This is a genomic window from Pseudomonas sp. CFBP 8772 (assembly GCF_014841665.1).
GTDB lineage: Bacteria > Pseudomonadota > Gammaproteobacteria > Pseudomonadales > Pseudomonadaceae > Aquipseudomonas > Aquipseudomonas graminis_B.
Genome location: NZ_JACYUI010000010.1, coordinates 74791 through 90964, shown reverse-complemented (window position 1 = coordinate 90964; position 16174 = coordinate 74791). Strand labels below are relative to the sequence as shown.

General features: G+C 58.6%; 16 protein-coding genes and 1 pseudogene. 11 read left to right on the top strand and 6 right to left on the bottom strand.

Translation table 11 applies throughout. The features are described from left to right. Nucleotides 1-39 precede the first annotated feature (39 nt). Entirely contained in the window at nucleotides 40-1044 is a 1005-nt protein-coding gene (locus IFT99_RS19500; RefSeq protein ID WP_192134449.1) for an NADP-dependent oxidoreductase, read from the bottom strand. Between the two features lie 251 nt (nucleotides 1045-1295). Between IFT99_RS19500 and IFT99_RS19495 the strand changes: the two genes are divergently transcribed. The 5 genes from IFT99_RS19495 (at nucleotide 1296) to IFT99_RS19475 (ending at nucleotide 5801) form a co-directional block, all read left to right on the top strand. Beyond that, on the top strand, nucleotides 1296-2057 hold the full coding sequence (locus tag IFT99_RS19495) for an SDR family oxidoreductase (RefSeq protein WP_065989312.1): 762 nt from the start codon (nucleotides 1296-1298) through the stop codon (nucleotides 2055-2057). A gap of 92 nt (nucleotides 2058-2149) precedes the next feature. After that, nucleotides 2150-3622: a mechanosensitive ion channel domain-containing protein gene (locus IFT99_RS19490; RefSeq protein WP_192134447.1), complete on the top strand. Its 1473-nt coding sequence runs from the start codon at nucleotides 2150-2152 to the stop codon at nucleotides 3620-3622. Nucleotides 3623-3816: 194 nt separating this feature from the next. Further along, complete coding sequence (sseB, locus tag IFT99_RS19485; RefSeq protein WP_244657026.1) at nucleotides 3817-4608, top strand: enhanced serine sensitivity protein SseB; 792 nt, start codon at nucleotides 3817-3819, stop codon at nucleotides 4606-4608. A gap of 151 nt (nucleotides 4609-4759) precedes the next feature. Continuing rightward, nucleotides 4760-5233: a T6SS immunity protein Tdi1 domain-containing protein gene (locus IFT99_RS19480; RefSeq protein WP_197986047.1), complete on the top strand. Its 474-nt coding sequence runs from the start codon at nucleotides 4760-4762 to the stop codon at nucleotides 5231-5233. 121 nt (nucleotides 5234-5354) lie between these two features. Next, nucleotides 5355-5801: a GNAT family N-acetyltransferase gene (locus IFT99_RS19475; RefSeq protein ID WP_192134443.1), complete on the top strand. Its 447-nt coding sequence runs from the start codon at nucleotides 5355-5357 to the stop codon at nucleotides 5799-5801. 274 nt (nucleotides 5802-6075) lie between these two features. Here the strand turns inward: IFT99_RS19475 and IFT99_RS19470 are convergent, their stop codons facing one another. The 3 genes from IFT99_RS19470 to IFT99_RS19460 form a co-directional block, all read right to left on the bottom strand. Beyond that, on the bottom strand, nucleotides 6076-6906 hold the full coding sequence (locus tag IFT99_RS19470; protein WP_192134441.1) for a TIR domain-containing protein: 831 nt from the start codon (nucleotides 6904-6906) through the stop codon (nucleotides 6076-6078). 45 nt (nucleotides 6907-6951) lie between these two features. Beyond that, nucleotides 6952-7722, bottom strand: coding sequence for a TIR domain-containing protein (locus tag IFT99_RS26600; RefSeq protein ID WP_192134439.1), 771 nt, complete (start codon nucleotides 7720-7722; stop codon nucleotides 6952-6954). An 88-nt stretch (nucleotides 7723-7810) separates the two neighbouring features. Further along, nucleotides 7811-8125 (bottom strand): hypothetical protein, encoded by a 315-nt coding sequence (locus tag IFT99_RS19460; protein WP_192134437.1) that lies wholly within the window; start codon nucleotides 8123-8125, stop codon nucleotides 7811-7813. Between the two features lie 727 nt (nucleotides 8126-8852). Here IFT99_RS19460 and IFT99_RS19455 point away from each other — a divergent pair. The 3 genes and pseudogenes from IFT99_RS19455 (at nucleotide 8853) to IFT99_RS26930 (ending at nucleotide 11918) form a co-directional block, all read left to right on the top strand. Beyond that, a complete protein-coding gene (locus tag IFT99_RS19455; RefSeq protein ID WP_192134435.1) occupies nucleotides 8853-9782 on the top strand; it encodes a S66 peptidase family protein in 930 nt (309 codons plus the stop codon). A gap of 165 nt (nucleotides 9783-9947) precedes the next feature. Continuing rightward, nucleotides 9948-11057 (top strand): annotated as a pseudogene (locus tag IFT99_RS26935) (HAMP domain-containing protein); the annotation flags it as partial. Further along, nucleotides 11037-11918 (top strand): methyl-accepting chemotaxis protein, encoded by an 882-nt coding sequence (locus IFT99_RS26930; protein ID WP_446731145.1) that lies wholly within the window; start codon nucleotides 11037-11039, stop codon nucleotides 11916-11918. The pseudogene IFT99_RS26935 and the gene IFT99_RS26930, both read left to right, overlap by 21 nt. A 36-nt stretch (nucleotides 11919-11954) precedes the next feature. Here the strand turns inward: IFT99_RS26930 and IFT99_RS19445 are convergent, their stop codons facing one another. Further along, the gene (locus IFT99_RS19445; RefSeq protein WP_192134431.1) at nucleotides 11955-13145 is read right to left on the bottom strand and encodes a benzoate/H(+) symporter BenE family transporter; all 1191 of its coding nucleotides are present in this window, start codon (nucleotides 13143-13145) and stop codon (nucleotides 11955-11957) included. 128 nt (nucleotides 13146-13273) lie between these two features. Further along, a complete protein-coding gene (locus tag IFT99_RS19440; RefSeq protein ID WP_192134429.1) occupies nucleotides 13274-13717 on the bottom strand; it encodes a MarR family transcriptional regulator in 444 nt (147 codons plus the stop codon). An 81-nt stretch (nucleotides 13718-13798) separates the two neighbouring features. Between IFT99_RS19440 and IFT99_RS19435 the strand changes: the two genes are divergently transcribed. Genes IFT99_RS19435 through IFT99_RS19425 form a run of 3 tightly spaced genes read left to right on the top strand, consistent with a single transcriptional unit; the run spans nucleotide 13799 to nucleotide 16048 of the window. Next, entirely contained in the window at nucleotides 13799-14965 is a 1167-nt protein-coding gene (locus IFT99_RS19435) for an aminotransferase-like domain-containing protein (protein WP_192134427.1), read from the top strand. Nucleotides 14966-15025: 60 nt separating this feature from the next. Beyond that, on the top strand, nucleotides 15026-15628 hold the full coding sequence (locus IFT99_RS19430; protein ID WP_192134425.1) for a glutathione S-transferase family protein: 603 nt from the start codon (nucleotides 15026-15028) through the stop codon (nucleotides 15626-15628). A 33-nt stretch (nucleotides 15629-15661) separates the two neighbouring features. After that, nucleotides 15662-16048 carry a lysozyme inhibitor LprI family protein gene (locus IFT99_RS19425; protein WP_192134423.1) on the top strand — a complete coding sequence of 129 codons (387 nt, stop codon included), beginning with the start codon at nucleotides 15662-15664 and terminating at the stop codon, nucleotides 16046-16048. Nucleotides 16049-16174: the final 126 nt, after the last annotated feature.

Below are 16174 nucleotides of genomic sequence, written 5' to 3'. Positions count from 1 at the left end.
TATCAGCGACGGCTCACCCCTTGCGGTCTCGCCTTCACCTCATACCTTCAGGACCAGCTTGCCGCTGTTTTCGCCCTTGAACAGCATCTGCAGGGTTTCGGGGAAAGTTTCCAGGCCTTCGACGATGTGCTCTTTGCTCTTCAGCTTGCCCTGGGCCAGCCAGCCGGCCATTTCCATCCCGGCTTTGGCGAAGTGTTCCGCATGGTCCATGACCACGAAACCTTCCATGCGTGCGCGGTTGACCAGCAGCGACAGGTAGTTGGCCGGGCCTTTGACGGCTTCTTTGTTGTTGTACTGGCTGATGGCGCCGCAGATCACCACCCGCGCCTTCAACGCCAGGCGGGTCAGGACCGCATCGAGGATGTCGCCGCCGACGTTGTCGAAATACACGTCCACGCCCTTGGGGCATTCGCGTTTCAGGGCGGCGTGGATGTCCTCGTTCTTATAATCGATGGCGCCGTCGAAGCCGAACTCATCCATCAGCGTTTGGCACTTTTCCTTGCCGCCGGCGATGCCGATGACCCGGCAGCCTTTGATTTTGGCGATCTGACCGGCAATGCTGCCCACCGCACCGGCCGCGCCGGAAATCACCACGGTGTCACCGGCCTTGGGCTGGCCGACTTCGAGCAGGGCGAAATACGCCGACATGCCGGTCATGCCCAGCGCCGCCAGGTACACCGGCAACGGCACGAGCTTGGGGTCGACCTTGTTGAAGCCCTTGGGCTCGCCGACGAAATAATCCTGCACTCCCAGCACGCCCTGAACATAATCGCCCACCGCGAATTTCGGGTGCTGCGACTCGATCACCTTGCCTGCACCCAACGCGCGCATCACCGCGCCCAGCTCGACCGGTGCGATGTACGACTTGCCCTCGTTCATCCAGCCGCGCATGGCCGGGTCCAGGGACAGGTATTCACTTTTCACCATGATCTGTCCCAGGGCGAGCTCCGCAACGGGCACGGTCTGGAAGGTGAAATCCTCCCGGCTGGCAGCACCCACCGGGCGGCGTGCGAGGAGGAATTGGCGGTTGTTCAAGGCAGTCATGGCAGGCTCTCGATTATCGGCGAAGCGGCAGTGATAGACCGTAACGGTCCGGACAGCAAGGAATGCCACTGTACCGAATGCCCGCCGATCCATGCTGCTGATGGCGCACTTCGCGGATCATCATCGCCACCAATGGCCCGGCAACCGGCCTCCTGATAGTGCTGACGCCGATTGTGTCGCGACCCCTAAGCTGCGGCCCACCACGGCATGTGCCGAGCCTCCTATTAATACGTACAAAAAAGGACGACCCCATGAGCATGACGTTTTCCGGCCAGGTTGCGTTGGTCACCGGCGCCGCTGCAGGCATTGGCCGAGCGACCGCACTGGCGTTCGCCGAACACGGCCTGAAAGTGCTGGTGGTGGATCTGGATAGCGCGGGCGGCGAGGGCACGGCCCAGTTGATTCGGCAGGCGGGAGGCGAAGCGCTGTTTCTGCCGTGTGACGTGACCAAGGACGCCCAGGTGCAGCAGATGATGGCCCAGGCCGTGGACGCTTACGGCCGTGTCGATTACGCCTTCAACAACGCCGGCATCGAAATCGAGAAGGGCCGCCTCGCCGAAGGCAGTGAAGCCGAGTTCGACGCGATCATGGGCGTCAACGTCAAAGGCGTCTGGCTGTGCATGAAACACCAGTTGCCGCTGATGCTGGCTCAGGGCGGCGGGGCGATCGTCAACACCGCATCGGTCGCCGGACTGGGCGCGGCGCCGAAGATGAGCATCTACAGCGCGTCCAAGCACGCGGTGATCGGCCTGACCAAATCGGCGGCCATCGAATACGCCAAGAAACACATCCGAGTCAACGCCGTGTGCCCGGCGGTGATCGACACCGACATGTTCCGCCGCGCCCACGAAGCCGACCCGCGCAAAGCCGAATTCGCCGCGACCATGCACCCGGTCGGCCGCATCGGCAAAGTCGAAGAAATCGCCGCTGCCGTGCTCTACCTGTGCAGCGACGGCGCCGCGTTCACCACCGGTCACTCGCTGGCAGTGGACGGAGGCGTCACGGCGTTCTGATCGATCAGACCCTTTCAGCAAAAAAGCACACTGGCGCTCCCTGCGAGGTATTCAGCTAAGCTCCACGGGCTGTCCACCCTCAGGGAACGTCGATGGATCATTTGTGGTTCGCCTATCCGCTGATCAGCGCCGCTGTGCTGCTGGTCATCGACCTCACGCTCTGGCAATGGCTGCACCCGCGCTGGCTGCGGCGCAAGCTGGCATGCCGGCTGGTGCTGTTCGTGCTGTTCAGCATGGCGTTGCTGGATGGCGGGCTCAGCCCGCTGTATCCGGTGCCCGCAGACTGGTCCGTTCCCCGGCATGTGCTGGCCACCATTCTGACCATCGCCTGGTGGCTGTTTGGCGCGCGGACCCTGACCGTGCTCGCGGTCGTGGTCATGGAGCCACGGATCGGCGGCAAGGGTCATCTGCTGCAAGACGTCATGGGCGCGATCATCTTTCTCGTCGCATCAGTGGCGGCGGCCGGCTACGTGCTCGACCTGCCGGTCAAAGGCCTGCTGGCCACCTCCGGCGCCGTGGCGATCATCTTCGGCCTCGCTGTGCAAAGCACCCTGGGTGATGTGTTCTCCGGCATCGTCCTCAACGCGACCAAACCGTTTCGGGTGGACGACTGGATTCGCGTCGATGACATCGAAGGCAAGGTCATCGAAATCGATTGGCGCTCCACCCACCTGCTGACCGCCGAAGGCAGCATGGCCGTGATCCCCAACGCCATGGCCGCCAAGACCCGCATCGTCAACTTCAGCCGACCGGACCATTTCCACTCCGTCACCCTGTCCATCGAGCAGTCCATCCGTCTGCGGCCCAGCCTGGTGCTGGACTCCCTGGAGAAAGCGCTGCTCGGCTGCCGCGAGTTACTGGCCCAGCCCGCGCCGTCGGCGGTGGTGGTCAAGTCCGGCCTGCGCATCGTCGAATATGAAGTCACCGGCTACGTGAAGTCCCGGGACCGGCGTTCAGCGGTGCGCAATCAACTGTTCGACCTCATTCACCGGCAGCTCGCGTCCACCGAAACCCGCCAGGACCAGCAACGCCCCGCAACGCGACAGTCTGCCGTGCTCAACACCGTCAATGCGCTGCGCATGCTCAGCGACGCCGACCGCGCGCAACTGGAACAGCACATGCGCCTGGGCGCCTATCCGGCGAAAGACATCGTGCTTGCGGAGGGGGTGGTGCCTGATGCGCTGTTCATTATTGAGTCCGGGGTAGTGTCGGCTTCGCTGCAACGGCCGGATGGCTGGCTGGAAGTAGGGCGCATGGGGCCGGGTGAACTGTTGGGTGAGACGGGTTTCCTGGACGCGACCCCGACGGTGGCGCGTTTTTGCGCGTACACCGACTGCATGATTTACCGGATCGACAAAGCGGATCTGGAGCCGTGGTTCGCGGAGCATCCGGAGTTGATTGGGGCGTTGGCGGGGTTGGCGAAGTTTCGAGCGAAGGCGCGGGCGGCGATGTTGGAGGCTAAGCCGCTGGTGGCTGATGCCAATGGGTTTCTGGGTTGGTTGCGCAAGAATGTCAGGCGGTTTGAGGTGACGCGGGGGCAGGGGGCTGATGATAAAAAGCGCTGACAAAGACCAGCCGTATTTGGCTCTTCGTCCATCACTGCCAGCAGGAGCTGTCCCTGGAAGTCCGTTCACCGTAACTTTTCGTTTGCTTGAAATTCATTAGCATCCTGTTCTTCCTGTTTTCACAGTCGCGTGAAAAACTACGCGCTGTTTGCGCTGAATGTTTGTCATTTTTGATTGAACCACGGATGGACATCATGGATACCCAGCAAGAAAACACCCTCGAACAATCACTCAGGATGGCGGCGGATGAACCGGCCCATCGACCTGACTTTTTCACGACGCTGTTGAATTCCACCGTCTACGTGCTTGGCACTGCCGGGACCGGCAAAGGTCATGTCACGCTCGAAGCGGGTAGCGACATCAGCATCGCGAATTGGCACAAAGCTGACGGCTCCCCGGTCATCCCGTTTTTCTCTTCATTGCAAACACTCCAGGCATCCATAGAGAGCGAAGAGTCCTACGTAGAGATCCCGGCAAGATCGCTGTTTGAAATCACACTGGGCGCGCCGCTTTTCCTCAATCCAAAGTCTCCTTACGGTAAAGAGTTCTTGCCGGAGGAAGTGCGCCATTTGCTCTCCGACGGGATCGGCCAGAAGCCGGCGCAGCGCACGGTCGAAAAAAACACGAACGTACTGCTCGGACAGCCGTCGCAATACCCGTCAAGGATGGTCAATTCGCTCACGCAGTTACTCGCCAAACATCGCAACGTAAAACGTGCATTTCTGGCGTTGATGCATGACGCATCGGTTGATCAAAAGCCTCATCTGATCATTGGTATTGAAGCGGACGGAGACATTGAACGGGTCATGCGCGAAGCCGGTAGTGTTGCCGGAGATACCGCCCCGGATGGCGAACCCGTTGACCTCTATCGCGTGACCGAAGGGGGGGAAGGCCTTAGCGATTACTTCCTCAAGGAAACAACGCCTTTCTATGAAAGGAAGTCGGCAGGGTGGCTGCGATCATTGCTTGGCTTTGTTGAAGCGTGAAAGAGATCGAACCAAGACAATGTCACAGTCTTTTCTACCAGATGTGAGATCCGAATCAGTTCGCCAAATCGAATGTAGCGGCCTGTCGTTTTCGACCACACAAATTTACCAGCGCGTTCTTGCTACAAGGCGCTCAACTTGAGGTTTAACCTTGGGACTGTTCTCCAAAATATTCGGAAAGCCATCCGGACCTGTTCTCTACACTCTGTTTTCGGTTCGCCCCTCAAGCGATCTGGGCGCGTGGGCCGCCAGCTTTCCGAACCACACAGAGGTTGTGGGTTACTCAAGCCTCGGCCATGTCTTTCTTCGCAACCCTCACGACTCAGAGTACCTCGTGCTGCACCCTTTCAAGTGCGCGGCAAAGTCGTACGGAAGCCACCCGTCAGTCGAAGACTTTGAAGCGGAGGTACTAAAAGAGCCGGGGTTCGAGCTGTATGTGTTGGATTCGGACCACGTTGCCGATCTATTCCGACATCTGGGCCCCCTTGCCGAAGATCAGGTCTACATCCCGCAGCCGTACCCGTTTCTCGGCGGTAGCGAAGCCCTGGAGACGTACGACAAGGGGGATGCCTGGGTCTTTATGAACATCGTGGCCCAAATGCACAACCTCGACGGCGGCGCCTGAACGGCCGCCCATTGACGCCGAACGACGGTGGAATCACATACAGCAGGGCATCCCATCCTGTGTGACTGGTCGGAAGACGCCTTGTGAGCTAGATAGTTCTGCACTCCATCAAGGAAGACACATGAGCCAAGTCGACATTCAACTGGTCACCCATCTGCCCACACAGATTCGGGCGCTGGAAAAAAAGGCGGTGCGCGAGGGCTTCAGGTTCCTTACCCGCCTGATTGACGAATGGAACTCAGGAGCAAACCGCTTCGATGCCCCCGGCGAGTGCCTGATGGCTGCGTATCGAAACCAGCAGCTGATAGGCATCGGAGGCCTTTCAGTTGATCCCTATACCAGAGAGAACATGGCCAGGCTGAGACGGGTCTATGTCAGCGCCTCATCGAGAGGGCATCACGTTGGAAGAATGCTGGTAACGGCGCTTGTTGCAGATGCCGCTATGCGCTTTCAGAGCGTGTGCCTTTTCACGGATACCGCTGAAGGCGACGCGTTTTATCTACGGTGTGGCTTCATGCGGATAGATGATGATCATGCCACCCACGTAATGTTCTTAAACGACATCTAACTCAGACCAGCAAAAAAAGGTGACGGGTTGATTTTTCAAGCAAAATAAATCAGTCCCCTTATCTCTACCCTTATCTCTAGGCTCATGCGCTTGGGGGTATAGTTGCGGACATGAAGATGCCTGCGTAGATTTCACTAGTCCGACTGACTATCCTAACTGACGTAAATTTACCGATCCAACAAGACTGGAAGTTACGCAAGGAGTATATCTACATTAGGAGTTTTCTGGTGTTGAGGACAGGCCGCTAAGCACTGTCCGCAACTTTGGGCTTGCATTAAATTAATTTATTCATGTCAATGCTATAGCCCGATTGTTTCATTTCCTTGGCAAGCTCAAGCTGCCAAGTCGAACCCTCATCCATCCGAATATATACAACGCCACTTATATCATTAGGCAGCTCAAGCTTTCCGTCCACAAGAGCGGCTACATTTTTTCTCCCTAGTTTTCCAATAAGAAAACCGTGTTCAAATACCACGTTCTGGCGAGCGCGTAAATTCAAATCTTCAGGTGATGATTTTTGTGTGCCAATATCATCTGGGGTGTAAAGCACGACGGCGTATCCCACATCTGAATAGTGTTCTATCTTTTCGATAATAGTTCGGCCTGAGCTGGCCTTTTCATGAAGTATTACGGCTTCGAGTCCCAGTTTTTCAATAAATCTTGCAGCCTTATTCTGGGCTGTTTCATCATGACCATGAACAATGAAAACCTTCGCGGACGCAGTGACGCTCTTCGCTGCTTTCTGGGTTTTTAGCGTTTGTTTAGATTTCTTATATCCGACTGGACCTTCAATGTAATCATCTGTCACGTCTTTTGCGCGACCTATTGCAAGGTAAGAGTAAGAGGGGCCGCCTATGAATGCTACAGATGATCGATCATGTTCGTATTTTATCTGCGCTACAAAGGATTCAATTGTCTTTTCACTTTCGGAGATTTTAATTCTGTCGAGATCCTCGGGTTGTACTGTCTTGCCATTAATTATAATTGGCAGACCTTGCTCGTATGGCTCCACGAATCTCGATATCAACTGCTCTCTAGTTAGATCGGTTTTATACTCGCCATAGCCTTTGTCGGATTTTGGCTGGATAATCACGTGATAATACATTCTATTGATTTCCTCATAATGGAACGCTGGCGAAAATTGTCGTGATTAAAGCTTGTTTAGGTCTACACCGAGCCCTGCGCCTTTAAGCTCTTTGGCAAGCGAATAGCGCCAGGCTCCGCCATTGTCTAGCTCAATGTAAGCGACCCCGTAGTAGTCCGAAGGTAACTCAACTCCTCTTTCGTAGATCACGCAGACGCGTCTGCGGTTGATTTTACCCATGAAGTATCCTAGTTCTAGGACAACATTCTGTCTCGCACGATCTCGAAGCGTTCGATCTGCTGCATTTTTTTGGCCCCCTAGGTCATCAGCCGTCATGAGCACTACAGCAAAGTGAACATTGGCGTATCGCTCTAACTTTTCTATGAGAGTGTCGCTAGCGCCAGCTTGCTCATTCAAAATTATGACGGTCAGGCCGAGCTTTTCGAGCAACCTGGCCGACATCTCGCGGATAGCCTCGTTGTGTCCGTGAACCAAGAACACTGTGTTCGGACCGTCCACTTGCGTTGATGGCTGCCCTATGGACAGGTCGTCGCGAACGACATTTTTCAAAACCTCGATTTCTATAATTGGCGAGTTTTGTGTGACCTCGTCGCCAATTTTTGCGTACATCCGCATAACTCGGCCTGAGACAGGTGACGGCAAATCTATCGACGCCTTGTCGCACTCCAGTGTAATGTAAGTATCTCCGTGCACAAGAAAATCCCCATTAATGACGGGAGTTTCGATCACTATGAGATTACCTAGACTAAAACTTTCTCCGGGCGCACAGTTTGGCTCAAAGTTAGGGCATAAAATGATCTGGGTGTTATTGTTCACCGCTAGCCCTCGTTGATTTAAAATATTTTGCGCATGAACCCAATGGTTTTAGCCGTTTTGAATAGGCCTAATAAGTTGGTATAAGGTGTCACCAGAATATTTGATCTTCATCATATGATTTAATAGTGTCTGGTGATTGAGGGAGCCAACCAAACTCTTCCAGCACCTCGGAGCGAAGACCTTTGTACCATTCAGTAGCAACTAGATGTGGAACTAGACCTTCATTCTCCTTTAGGACGCTGATCACGCTGCGGACGATAAAGATCGAGTTCATCTTGGTGCCTAAGACATGGGTCATGTCAAGCAGTTCTCCTACCCTCGGAACATAGTCGGTGTTGAATGAATATGGATCGCCAATATGTGAATAATTCTTAGTCTTAAGCTGGATTTTTATTGTTGGCATGAATAGTTCCTAATTGAATCCGTGATTAAAATACCAGTGAGGTGGAACTTACCTTATTAGTCTGGTGAATCTCGTTAATCTGCTGAGTACGGTATGCTAGAGACCATTTTGGGATTGCAATCAACGCCGTAGCTTCAGACGGCGTTGCGGGGTGCGAATTGGTCAGGTCGCTCATATCACTGACTCCGTTCAATGGTAATGAAGACTGCTCCATCACGACCACCGATGCTGGATGCAGGGCCGAGATAGTGGCATCTTGAAAGCATTTCGGGAAGTGGTTAAGACGCGTCACTTTATTCGGACTGAACGTTATCTCGAGTTCAACGGCACTGGGGCGTATTCGGCGTTTCACGGCAATAGCTCTTGGCTAGTAGTGGTCTGTCCAGTGGCAACTACAGGCAGGGAGCTGCCACTCACATGATCACGAAGCTGCCACGCCCATGCGTCAGCTAGCATTTATAAGGCACCGTTGTACGTTAGTCGTCTGACAGGCAGACGCGTTTGAAGAAATCCGTCACTCCACCGCATATCCCGCGATAGAGCGCTGCCGTGACTCTTCATTTCACGCTGCGAAGGCTTTGATTATCAAAATCCATCACAATTCACACGCCAATTTACGATTACTTCTTCCGCGGATCTCGCACAATACGCTCAATCCCCCACTAGATTCACTCCCCCCACTGCTCTACATTGCACCCATCACCAAACACCCGCCGAGCCTTCAAAAATGCCTGCCTCCCGCCCAACCCTCCACCCTCAAGTCCTTCGCGCTGGCGACGCCGTGGCGCTGGTGTCCCCAGCCGGCCCGGTCGCCGAAGCCCGGGTGGAAGCAGCCGTGCGGGAACTCACCTCCTGGGGACTAAGCCCCCGCGTCTACCCCCACGCGCTGGACAACATCGGCTTTCTCGCAGGCACCGACGCCAACCGCATCTCCGACCTGAACGACGCCCTGGCCGACACCGAAATCCGCGCCGTCCTCTGCAACCGTGGCGGCTACGGCGTTCAACGCATCCTCGGGCAACTCGACTACGACGCCGTCCGCCGCGACCCGAAACTGGTAGTCGGTTTCTCGGACATCACCGCCTTGCACGCCGCACTCTGGACCCACACAGGCCTCGCCACAGTTCACGGCCCAATCGCCGCGCAGCTGGAAAAAGGCGGCATCTTTGCCAGCACGCTCAAGCACGCATTGATGAGCACCGAGCCTTCCATCATTCATGCCGACCCGGCCGAACCCACTTTCACTGTGCGTACGTCGGGGACGGTGGAGGGCGTCTTGCTTGGTGGCAACTTGAGCATGCTGAGCACCTGCATCGGCACGCCGTTCATGCCCGACTTGGAGGGCGCGATCCTGCTGCTCGAAGACGTTGGCGAGCTGGCGTATCGGGTTGACCGCAATATCACTCACCTGCTCAATTGCGGGATTCTGCAACGGCTCGGCGGCATCGCGTTAGGTCAGTTCAGCGAGCCGGGTCACGGCAATAATCCGATCCGGCCGCCCGATGTCTTGATCGAGCGTCTGGGTGATCTGGGCATTCCGGTGCTGGGCGGTCTGTCCATCGGCCATGGCGACCCCAATTTGGCGGTGGCGTTGGGCAGTCGCGCGGTGCTGGACACCGAGGCGGGCACGCTGACGGTGGCTGCGGCCACGCGCTAGTACGACGATCACCGTTCTGGAAGCGACTTCGATCTAGCTTTTTGCCATCATTCTGCCGTCAAGACCTTGTTTTGCCCGTTGGGCATTGCGAATCTCCACGGATATTGATTGGCCGTGCGCGGGTGGCCTTGCCATGTGCGCCCTCAAGCTGTGGAGCGGAAACTGATGATGTCGGCCGTGAAGACGCGTTTCGCCAATCTGGGGATGGCCAAGAAGCTGGGCATCGGGTTCGTGCTGGTGCTGCTGTTGACGGCGCTGGTCGCGGCCATCGGGGTCTGGTCGTTGCGGTCCATCAGCGCGCATTTCGACAGCCTGAAGGCGATGACGGCACTCAACGGCGACGCGAATCGCGTGCGGTTGCTGGAGCAGGATTACGCCTTGCACGGCGATCCGAAGGTGGTCGATCAGGTTCACACCGGGCTCGATGGCTTGAATGCCCAGGCGGAGCAGCTCAAGGCGGGCGCGCCGATCAACGCGCAGGTGATGGGCGAGGTGCAGCAAGCGCTGGCGGCCTATCGTGCGTCGTTCGACGAGTTCGTCAGTATCAGTCAGAGCAAGGACCTGGCGCTGGAAATGGCCAGTTGGTCGGTGTCCAGCGTCGCCAATAACCTCGACGTGTTGCAGGCGGGGCTGGCCGACGACGGTGCCTACACGCTGAAGGATTCCCAGGGCCAGCAGGGCGCGGAATTCATTGAGCAGGCCGGTCAGGTCAGCCAGGTGTCGAAACTGATGATGCAGGCCATGGATGAAGCCCGGGTGCGCCTCGACAAGAGCCGTAAGACGGGCTCGGGCGAGGAGGTCAAGACCGGCAAGATCGAGCAGGCGGTGCAGGCCCAAGAACTGGCCGAGCAGCTCAAGGGCGTGATCAAGGACGCCGGTTACCTCACGGTGCTGACCGAAGTGGGCGGGCACATCAGCAATTTCAGCGACAAGCTCAACGAATACACCGGGCTGCTGGAGTCGGAAGCGAAGGTCTCGCAACAACTGGCGAGCAACGCCAAAGCCGTGGTGCAGCAGGTCAATCAGGCCTATGACGCGGAAGGCCAGTCGATGCAGAGGGAGTTGCAGGCCAACGCGATGATGATCATCGGCTCGTCCTTGTTGGCGCTGCTGGTCGGGCTGATCGCGGCGTTGGTGATAACGCGCCTGATCGTCGCGCCGCTGCGCAGCGTGATTACCACGGCCCAGCGGATTGCGGCCGGGGACCTGAGCCGCACCGTGAACGTCACCCGCAAAGATGAAATCGGCCAGTTGATGCAAGCGATGCAGCAGATGGGCGCAGGCTTGAGCACCATCGTCAGCGGCCTGCAGGCGGGCATCGAGCAGTTGGCGACGTCCGCCCATTCCCTGTCGGCGGTGACCGAGCAGACCAATCTGGAAGTCAGCAGCCAGAAGGAAGAAACCGAGCAGGTGGCGACGGCGATGAACCAGATGACCGCCACCGTTCACGACGTCGCACGCAACGCCGAGGAGGCCGCGCTCGCGGCGCAGACTGCCGACACCAAGGTCGATTCCGGCCAGGCCGTGGTGCGCCAGAGCATGCAGCGGATTGAACAGTTGGCGTCGTCTTCCCGTTCCGCCAGCGATTCGATCGAGAACCTCAGCGCGGAAATCCAGAACATCGGCACAGTGCTCGGCGTGATCAAAAGTGTCGCCGAGCAGACCAACCTGCTGGCACTGAACGCGGCCATCGAAGCGGCGCGGGCGGGGGAGCAGGGCAGGGGCTTTGCGGTGGTGGCCGATGAAGTTCGCGCGTTGGCCAAGCGCACGCAGCAGTCCACGGAAGAAATCGAGCGGCTGGTTACCCGCCTGCAAAGCGGCGCCCAGGCGTCAGTGGCGCAGATTCAGAGCAGTGGCGAGCTGGTCAAACTGGCGGTGAGCGACGCCCTCCAAACCGAGAGCGCGCTGGGCAGCATTGCCGCGGCCGTGTCGATGATCCAGCAGATGAACCAGCAGATTGCTGCGGCGGCGGAAGAGCAGAGTTCGGTGGCGGAAGAGATCAACCGCAGCGTCACCAGCATCCGAGCCAGTGCCGATCACTCCGCGCTGGCGATGCAGGGCAACGCGGCTTCCAGCATCGAATTGGCCTCGCTGGGGTTGGAGCTGAAAGGCATGGTCGGGCACTTCAAGCTGTGAATCCGGCGGCCCGTTCTTTGGGCCGCGCCATCATCCTCAGGCCTTGCGGCCGTTCAATATCACCAGCGTCAACACCCCCGCGACAATCCCCCAAAACGCCGAACCGATGGAAAACAGCGTCAGCCCCGACGCGGTGACCATGAAGGTGATCAGCGCGGCTTCGCGTTCCTTGGGCTCGTTCATGGCCACGGTCAGGCCGTTGATGATCGAGCCGAACAGGGCCAATGCGGCAATCGACAACACCAGTTCCTTGGGAAATGCCGCGAACAATGCCGCCAGCGTCGCGCCGAATACCCCCGCGATGGCGTAGAAAATCCCGCACCAGATCGCTGCCGTGTAGCGTTTGTCACGGTCTTCGTGGGCGTGGGGGCCGGTGCAGATGGCGGCGCTGATGGCCGCGAGGTTGATGCCGTGGGCGCCAAAGGGCGCTGTGATCAGCGAGAGGATGCCGGTGGCCGTGATCAGGGGCGAGGCGGGGACCTGATAACCGTCTGCGCGCAGCACTGCGACGCCCGGCATGTTCTGCGAGGTCATGGCGACGACGAACAGCGGGATGCCGATGCTGACGGTCGCAGCGATGGAGAATGAAGGCGTGGTCCACACCGGCATCGCCACTTCCAGAGCGAAGCCGCTGAAGTTCAGCAGGCCGAGCATGCCGGACAGCGCGACACCGACCAGCAAGGTCACCAGCACGGCGTAGCGCGGCGAGTAGCGCTTGACGATCAGGTAGGTGAAGAACATGCCCAGCACCAGGCCGGTGCGGTGTTGCGCGGCGACGAAGATTTCGCTGCCGATCTTGAACAGAATGCCCGCCAGCAGTGCCGCCGCCAGTGACGTCGGCAGACGCTTGACCAGCCGTTCGAAGCTGCCGGTGATGCCGCAGATGATCACCAATACCGCGCAGGTGATGAACGCGCCGATCGCTTCAGGGTAGGCGACGCCGCCCAGGCTGGTGATCAGCAATGCCGCGCCCGGCGTCGACCATGCCACGGTGATGGGCGAGCGATAACGCAGCGACAGGCCGATGCTGCACACCGCCATGCCCATGAACAGCGCCCAGATCCACGAGGAAATCTGCGCCGAGGTCAGCCCGGCGGCCTGACCGGCCTGAAACATCAACACCAGCGAACTGGTGACGCCGGTCATCATGGCGATGAAGCCGGCGACGATGGCGGAGGGCGAAGAGTCGGTCAGCGGTCGCAATGGCGCGAGGGGCACGTCAGTCATGCGGGTCTATCCTTGGCGCAACGGTTGAACAGAGCAGCCAGCCTATACGCAGTGGTCATGTCCCGTTGCAATACAGCCGTCGGCGCAATGGTCGGCACAGTTTCGGCAGTGCCCTGTAACGCGGCCGATCAGCCGCGGGTCATCGTGTTGCCTAGCGCCTGATTCACCGCCATCCAGCCATCCACCGCTTCACGCCCGGCTTCGGCGAACACCCGCTGCAACAGCTTGACCTGCTCGCGGCGCAACGACTCTTCAAACGTGCGGCCCTCGGTGGTCAGCTGCAGCAGGCGCTTACGTTTGTCGTCCTCGGGCGCGACGCTGAGCACCAGTTCCATCTCGATCAACTGCCGCAGCGGTGTGTTCAGCGCCTGCTTGCTCACCCCCAGTTTGCCGAGCAGTTCCTTGACGCTCAGGCCGGGATAGCGGGCAATGAAAAACACAATGCGCTGGTGCACCCGACTCAGGCCACGGCGGTCGAGCATTTCATCGGCTTTGGCAGTGAACGCCTGGTAGCCGAAGAAAAACGCTTCCATGGCAATTTGCTGGGTCGATGAATTTTTAAGGTCAAGCATATTGACGTATCCGTGCGCGGCATCGTAATTTCGGTCAAGCAGTTTGACTTATTCCCCTTTCTTTCCGCCAGCGGTGATCCGATGCCATTTTCCGAACGCGTTACCCGTTTGAAGAGTTCACTGATTCGCGAAATCCTCGCCGCCGCCCAGCGCCAGGAGATGATGTCGTTCGCGGGCGGATTGCCGGCCGAGGCCATGTTGCCGAAGAGTGAATGGTCTGACATGCCGCGCAGCATCGGCCAGTACGGCATGAGCGAAGGCGAGCCGCAGCTGCGTGAAGCGCTGGCCGCCCAGGCGCGCGCGTTGGGCATCGACTGCGACGCGAGTCAGGTGATGATCGTCAGCGGTTCCCAGCAGACGCTGGATCTGGCCGCCAAGCTGTACATCGATAAGGGCACCGAGATCCTGCTCGAAGCGCCGACCTATCTGGCCGCGCTGCAGATCTTCCAGCTGTTCGGCGCCGACTGCCTGACCGTGCCGCTGCTCGCCGAAGGCCCGGACCTTGCAGCGCTGCGCCAGCGACTGGAGCAGCACTCGCCCTCGTTCGCCTACCTGATTCCCACGTTCCAGAATCCGTCGGCGGTGCGTTACAGCGAAACCGCGCGGGATGCGGTGGCGGCGTTGCTCGACGAATTCGGCGTCACCCTGATCGAAGATGAGCCTTACCGCGAGCTGACGTTCGACGGCGGCAGCGCGCGGCCCATCGTCAGCCGCCTGAAAACAGCCAGCTGGATCTACACCGGCACCGTGTCGAAAACCCTGATGCCGGGGTTGCGCGTCGGCTACCTGATCGCCACGCCGGACCTGTTTCCGCATCTGCTCAAGCTCAAGCAATCGGCGGATCTGCACACCAATCGCGTGGGGCAATGGCAGGCGTTGCAGTGGATCGGCAGCGAGCACTACGAGCAGCATCTGCTGGAGCTGCGCACCTTCTATCGGACCCGTCGCGATGCATTCGAAGCCGCGCTGCAGCGGCACTTCGCGGATCTCGCTGAGTGGAACAGCCCTCAAGGTGGACTGTTCTTCTGGCTGACCCTCAAGCACAAGCTCGACACCCGCACCTTGCTCGACAGCGCGCTGGCGCAGAATGTGGCGTTCATGCCGGGCGAGCCGTTTTTTGCCGACCCGGACGCCAACCCGGGGTATCTGCGGCTGAACTTCAGTCACATCGACCCCGAGCGCCTGGACGAAGGTTTGAAGCGGCTGGCCGACGTCATTCGGCAAACACAGCTTTCACAGGCGGCCTGATACATTACGCACACGCACGACCGGCACGACTGACGGCACACGATTGAGGGGAGAGGGTTGATGTACAAAGTTTACGGCGATTACAACTCGGGCAACTGCTACAAGATCAAGCTGATGCTCAACCTGCTCGGCGCGGAATACGAGTGGGTGCCGGTGGACATTCTCAAGGGCGAGACCGAAACCGAGGCGTTTCTGGCGAAGAACCCGAACGGCAAGATTCCGGTCCTTGAGCTTGAAGACGGCACCTGCCTGTGGGAGTCCAACGCGATTCTCAACTTCCTCGCCGAAGGCACGCCTTACCTGCTGACCGAACCGCGGCTGCGCACGCAAATGCTGCAGTGGCAATTCTTCGAGCAGTACAGCCACGAGCCGACCCTGGCGGTGGCGCGCTTCATTCAGTTTTATCTGGGGATGCCAGAGGAGCGGATGGAGGAATACCACTCGCTGCACCGGCGCGGTAACAAAGCCCTGAAAGTCATGGAGCAGCAGTTGCTGCGCACGCCGTTTCTGGTGGGCGACAGTTTCTCCATCGCCGACATCGCGCTGTACGCTTACACCCATGTTGCCGATCAGGGCGGCTTCGATCTGGCGCAGTTCCCGGCGATTCAAGGGTGGCTCGCCCGGGTCAAGCAGCAACCGGGTTATGTCGGCATGCTGGACTGATGGGTGGCACTGTTCACTAAAAGGAGATGAGACATGCAGTACAGGATGATTGCGGTGGGAATGATGATGGCGTTGGGCATCGGCTGCTCGGCCCAGGCTCAGGACTGCGACGCCAATCAGGCGTCGATGAATCAGTGCGCAAGCCAGGAGTACAAGGCGCTGGACGCCGAATTGAACACCCAATACAACGCGCAGATGGGCTACCTGAAGACGCCGGCGCGCAAGAAAGCGCTGCAGGATGCGCAGAAGAAGTGGATCGCGTTTCGTGACGCCGATTGCCAGTATCAGGCCGGCAAGCGAGAAGATGGCGGGAGCATGTGGCCGCTGGTTCAGGCGCAATGCCTGTCAGCGCAGACCAAAGTGCGGGTTGGGCAATTGAAGGCGTATACGGCGTGTCGCCAGGAAGGTTGCCCGAAGTAATAGCGGAAGAGGCCAGGCGCTAAATCATCAGCGGCTGAAACTGCCCCTTCCCGGCTAAAGCCGGTCCTACTCAGCGCATGGGGTGTGTCAGTGGGACCGGCTTTAGCCGGGAAGAGGCCAGTCATT

What these genes read in the sequence shown, in the direction of transcription:
- IFT99_RS19500 (WP_192134449.1), bottom strand. Translation starts at nt 1,044, where the DNA reads ATGACTGCCTTGAACAACCGCCAATTCCTCCTCGCACGCCGCCCGGTG.
- IFT99_RS19495 (WP_065989312.1), top strand. Translation starts at nt 1,296, where the DNA reads ATGAGCATGACGTTTTCCGGCCAGGTTGCGTTGGTCACCGGCGCCGCT.
- IFT99_RS19490 (WP_192134447.1), top strand. Translation starts at nt 2,150, where the DNA reads ATGGATCATTTGTGGTTCGCCTATCCGCTGATCAGCGCCGCTGTGCTG.
- sseB (WP_244657026.1), top strand. Translation starts at nt 3,817, where the DNA reads ATGGATACCCAGCAAGAAAACACCCTCGAACAATCACTCAGGATGGCG.
- IFT99_RS19475 (WP_192134443.1), top strand. Translation starts at nt 5,355, where the DNA reads ATGAGCCAAGTCGACATTCAACTGGTCACCCATCTGCCCACACAGATT.
- IFT99_RS19470 (WP_192134441.1), bottom strand. Translation starts at nt 6,906, where the DNA reads ATGTATTATCACGTGATTATCCAGCCAAAATCCGACAAAGGCTATGGC.
- IFT99_RS19460 (WP_192134437.1), bottom strand. Translation starts at nt 8,125, where the DNA reads ATGCCAACAATAAAAATCCAGCTTAAGACTAAGAATTATTCACATATT.
- IFT99_RS19455 (WP_192134435.1), top strand. Translation starts at nt 8,853, where the DNA reads ATGCCTGCCTCCCGCCCAACCCTCCACCCTCAAGTCCTTCGCGCTGGC.
- IFT99_RS26930 (WP_446731145.1), top strand. Translation starts at nt 11,037, where the DNA reads ATGCAAGCGATGCAGCAGATGGGCGCAGGCTTGAGCACCATCGTCAGC.
- IFT99_RS19445 (WP_192134431.1), bottom strand. Translation starts at nt 13,145, where the DNA reads ATGACTGACGTGCCCCTCGCGCCATTGCGACCGCTGACCGACTCTTCG.
- IFT99_RS19440 (WP_192134429.1), bottom strand. Translation starts at nt 13,717, where the DNA reads ATGCTTGACCTTAAAAATTCATCGACCCAGCAAATTGCCATGGAAGCG.
- IFT99_RS19435 (WP_192134427.1), top strand. Translation starts at nt 13,799, where the DNA reads ATGCCATTTTCCGAACGCGTTACCCGTTTGAAGAGTTCACTGATTCGC.
- IFT99_RS19430 (WP_192134425.1), top strand. Translation starts at nt 15,026, where the DNA reads ATGTACAAAGTTTACGGCGATTACAACTCGGGCAACTGCTACAAGATC.
- IFT99_RS19425 (WP_192134423.1), top strand. Translation starts at nt 15,662, where the DNA reads ATGCAGTACAGGATGATTGCGGTGGGAATGATGATGGCGTTGGGCATC.